The following is a 5,301-nucleotide window of genomic DNA, read 5'->3' as shown; positions in this document are numbered from 1 at the left end:
ACTAAAAGTTGTAGATATTTTGAAGTGTGTTACGCCAACAGCAACATTAAGTTAGTTAAAAGGAACCAAAAGTTGCATAATCCTAATTCGCCATTGTTGATAGGTGAGGTTAAAGAGTGCGAAACTGTTAAGGAAGTTTCCGAACCAAGTTATATTGATACTCAACAGATTAATTTAAATTGTTGAATTGATAAATTATATATTAAAGTAAGTTATGTTGTTCGTGATTTTGTTTAAAGTTCAATTAGTTTAATATTGGGGAGTTTCATTTGAATCATTATGAAGTTAAATTTTTATTAGATTTTGATAATTATGATTATTCAATAATTGAATACATTTTCAGCAATGTCAGAAATGCCCTAAATTGGCAGTTTGATGAAAATTTTAACGCAAATCTAATCGATGAGGATATTAATTACCAGGTTAGAGATGTTTCAAATTTGGAAATGGATGAAATTGATAAAATTATCGATTCATTTTTTAGATTCAACTTTGATTATATTATTAACGTTCCCCTTTACAAGTTTTTAGTTTTAAAAAACAATAAAGGATTAAAAATTTTAGCTAATATCAGTTCATTAATATTTGATTATTCCTCAATAAATGATTTTCATGCATTATTTGTTGATTTGAATAAATCATATCCAAAAAGGGATTTGGAAATTTATTATAGTGGTGTAAAAGACTATTTGGATTCCCCTAATTTCAAAAAGGATTCTCAGTATTGGACAAAACATATCACTAATTCAAGCAGTTACGTCAATTTTTATAATCTAAAAAATAATGCTTGTAATAGCCAAATAATCAATGTTGATAATGATTCTGTTTCTACATTCATTGAGAATCATGATTGCTCTTTATTTGATTTTTATGGATGTGCCTTCTCATTATATCTCTCACGCATAAATAGAATTGGTGGCAGTTTATTAAAAACCATCATTCCAGGTAAAAAAACCGATTCGGAAGTATTTGATAAAAGTACATTGCTGAAAATCGATGTCAATAATGATGATTCTTTCAGTGTTTTGTTAAATGGATTTCGTTCCGAGTTTGAAAACGCTTTGAATCATGCTGCAGTTGATGTTGAAAATTATTTGGATGAAAATGCATCCTTTTATTCAATTTATGATTTCAATGATTTTGATGAGAATATAAGAGTTTATGCTGGAGAATATTCTGCATTAACATTGAATATCTATGGAAATTCCTTGGAACTTGTTTATAATTCAGAATTGTTTTCAGATGTCTATGCGGAACATATGGCGAGAAATATTGAATGCCTAATTAATAATGTCTTAAGTTCACCTGATCAGGCAATAAGCAGTGTTGATATTCTTTCTGATGAAGAAAAAGCGTTGCTTTCTGATTATTGCAGCGGAAAAACCATTGAAGTTGAAAAAGACAAGCTGTTTTCTGAAGCATTTCGTGAACATGCACTCGCCAATCCTGATGCTATTGCAGTTGATGACGGAATCAATCAAGTTTCATATGGGGAGCTGGAAAAATCAAGCAATTCCATAGCTAACGATTTATATGAAAACCATAATATCGGACCTGGAAGCCGTGTAGCGTTAATGCTTCCTCGGGATTATCATTTTCCGGAATTGGTATTGGCATTGAATAAAATTGGTGCTGCTTATGTCCCGATTGATTTGTTATTCCCTGTTAATCGTATTGAACATATGTTAAATATCTCTGAAACAGAACATCTCATCACAAAGGGGACCATTGCAGAAAGTTTAGATTTGAATGTAAATATCATCTCCATTGAAGATTTAAATCGTAATAAAGATGTGGACGTGGAAATAATCAGTAAAATTGATGATTTATTTGCAATCCTATTTACTTCAGGTACAACTGGCATTCCAAAAGGCGTAATGTTTCACAATAGACAGTTCCCGTGGTTCTATGCTGCATATGGGGACATGTTCAACGTCTCCCCAGGGGATGTTATCGGATTATATGCCAGTTTCAGCTTTGTAGCATCATTCCTGATTAATGCTTCCATGTTCTGGGGAGGATGCATCAGGTTATTCAACGAAAATGAACAAAAGAATAGCTTATTATTAACTAAAGCTCTCAAGGAAACTCATATAAATAGTTTAATCTTACCGCCAACTTTGGGCATTCCTATTTTCGAAAATGAAGATTTGAAACTTGATTATTTAATTTTAGCAGGTGCAAAATTAAATGAATTAAGTGAAAAAGATAGGCACACCAAATTGGTTAATTTTTATGGTACAACAGAAGTTATCTTTGCAATCACCAAAATTTATGATTTAAATGATATTGAAGATGATCGAGTGCCTGTAGGCAGACCTATTGCAAATACATGGACTTACATTTTGGATGAAAATGGAAATCAGATGCCCATTGGAGTTCCTGGCGAAATATGCATTTCCAGTCCTGCCATCACTCAAGGATACTACAACAATCCCCAATCAACCTCGAAAGTTTATGTGGACAATCCATACTGTGACAGTGAGATTAATAAGAGAATGTATCGCACAGGAGACATTGGATTTTATAATTTTGATGGTGAAATCGAAATTATTGGACGTGAAGATGATCAATTATCGGTTAGGGGATTTCGTATTGAATCCGATGAAATTTTAACCATCATGAAGAGCTTTGAAGAGATTTCAAACATTTATCTGGATGTTGATAATGATAACCTAATAGCTTATTACACAACCATTGATGATTTGGATATCAATGAAGTTAAAGATGCCTTAAAAACTGAATTGCCTTATTATATGATTCCATCTGTTTTCATTGAATTGGAAAAGATTCCTTTAAATACTAATGGAAAAATCGATAAATCATCATTGAGAGTTGTTACAAACAATGAAAATATTGAAATAACTGATGAAGTTATTTCTTGTGTCGTTGATGCATTCAAAGAGGTTTTAAATCAAGATGTTGTTTTAATTGACGATGATTTTGTTTCATTGGGAGGAAATTCACTATCTGCAATGAAACTGCAGTTGTTGCTGAATGAAAGATTGGATGTCAGCTTATCTTCAAATGAATTGATAGGCCTTTCCACACCACAGGAAATTGCAAATCACATTAGATTTAATTTAAATGTCCGTTCAACAGTTGATGAGGAAAAATACACTTTTGATGAACATTGCCCGTTATCCGAATCTCAATTAAATGTTTATCTTGATGAAAGCGTCAATGACATGGGCACTGCATACAACAATCCATTTAAGATAGACTTCAAGGACAATTATTCTGCTGGTGAAATAAAAGATGCTTTAATAAAATTGTTTGAAGCGTTTCCAATTTTGAAAGCTCGCGTTTTAAATGATGGGGGAGTTTTATCGTTTGCTTTTGATGCTGAACCGGAAATTATTGAAGGGTCTTTAAATGACATGCACTCTTTTGTCAGAAAATTTGAATTTGATAAATGCCTATCCCGATTTTTAGTTGCAGATGAGGGCACATCAATTATTCTATGCGCTGATTTTCATCATTTGATTTTTGACGGCACATCACTGAATATCCTATTAAATAAATTAGCTTCTATTTTAGATAATGAAGATTCTGATTTTATTGATAAAGGAGCGTTAAGGCAAATCGCATTTGAAGAAATCATCGATTCCGATTATATGGATAATGCCCGTGAATTCTTTGATGATATGCTGGCAGATAATAATGAAGTATATGGCTTGTTACCATCTTTGAACGGTACTGATGAGGAATTTGAACTTATTGATACTTTTGATATGGATATGGAATATTTAAGTTCATTTTTACAAAATCATTCCATAACATATAACCAATTCTTCACAAGCGTTTTTGCATATGCATTATCAAGATTCACTGGTTCTGACAAAGTTCTCTTCAATATCATAGAGGACGGCAGAGGCCATATTGATTTATCAAAGTCTGTTGGAATGTTTGTTAAAACATTGCCTGTCCTGATGGACTGCAAAAATCAGGATATTAATTCATATCTCAAATATTCCTCTAATTTAATTAACTCCGTCATGAAGTATGATCTCTATCCGTTCCGTATTTTAGCTAGTGATTATGATTTGAACTCAAATATCCTATTCCAATATTCACATAACCTTTTCAGCGACGTAATCAATAAAGAAGATTTGAAATATAGCGTTGATGAGTTGGAACATGACCTGAATGCGGATTTGTCTTTTTATATATTTAACAATGGTGAGAATAGGCTAACGATTAGAATTTTATACTCTTCAATATACTCTAAAAATTTCATTGAGCACTTTAACCAATCTTATAAGTTAATTTTAAATGAAATGATTATGGTTGGTGAATTAAAGGAAATTGATTACATATCCAATAGGGATATTGAGCTTTTAGACAGTTATAATCAAACCAAACATAAACTGGCTTATGATGATATTCTGGATGCATTTAATGATAATTTATCTGAATATGGAGATAATGTGTTGGTGGGTTATGAGGACACTAGTTATACTCATGGGCAAGGTGCATTCATTGCAAATGAGGTTGCAGGTAAATTAGATGAATTGGGTGTTGTAAAACAGGATTATGTTGCATTATTTGTAAATCGCAGTGAATGGTTTTTGCTTGCAAGCATGGGTGTTTTATCAATGGGAGGAATTTATGTACCTATTGATACAAGCTATCCCGATGAAAGAGTTATTTTCATGCTTGAAGACACTAAATCCAAAGCTGTCCTTGTTGACAGGAATACCGAACAGCACATGAAAAGCATCATTGCTAAGAATGATTTGGATATTGATATACTTAATGTTTCAAACATCATTTCTGGAGACATTTCAGCTTCAAAGCATTTGAATAGTGTTGAAGTTGATGACGAAGACATTGCTTGCGTTTTATATACTAGTGGTACTACTGGTGTTCCTAAAGGCGTTTTGGTTACTAGAAAAGCCATAAATAACTTTGTATCATGGTATGTTGATGAAACAAACTTCACTTCCAGTGATGTTTATGGCATGCATTGTTCTTATGTGTTTGATATACATACGGCCGCATTATATTCTCCGGTCATTTCTGGAGGTTCATTGTATGTAGTTCCAGAAGACATCAGGCTTGATTTGAAAGCTTTAAATGATTATTTTGTTGAACATGGATGTACTCATACCTACATTACAAGCCAGGTAGGTAAGCTATTTGCTGAAAGCGGCATGGAAACGACCATCAAACTTTTATGTTTTGGTGGAATGAAGCTTGGTGAGTTGAATGCACCGGATTCCATCGGTCCATTTGAATCCTATGGTCCTTCAGAAAACCTGGCAATATCAACAAGCATATTCGCAAACAAACGTATGC

1 protein-coding gene and 1 pseudogene are annotated in these 5,301 nt (G+C 32.7%); both read left to right on the top strand.

From position 1 onward, the window contains the following. Nucleotides 1-186, top strand: a pseudogene (locus F3G70_RS12365) (hypothetical protein); the annotation flags it as partial. Nucleotides 187-269: 83 nt separating this feature from the next. Next, nucleotides 270-5,301: AMP-binding protein (locus F3G70_RS11855; RefSeq protein ID WP_149732915.1), on the top strand; the 5,032-nt coding region annotated here is incomplete at its 3' end.

It is taken from the genome of Methanobrevibacter millerae (assembly GCF_900103415.1).
Taxonomy (GTDB): Archaea; Methanobacteriota; Methanobacteria; order Methanobacteriales; family Methanobacteriaceae; genus Methanocatella; species Methanocatella millerae.
This window is presented reverse-complemented; position numbering and strand designations above follow the sequence as displayed.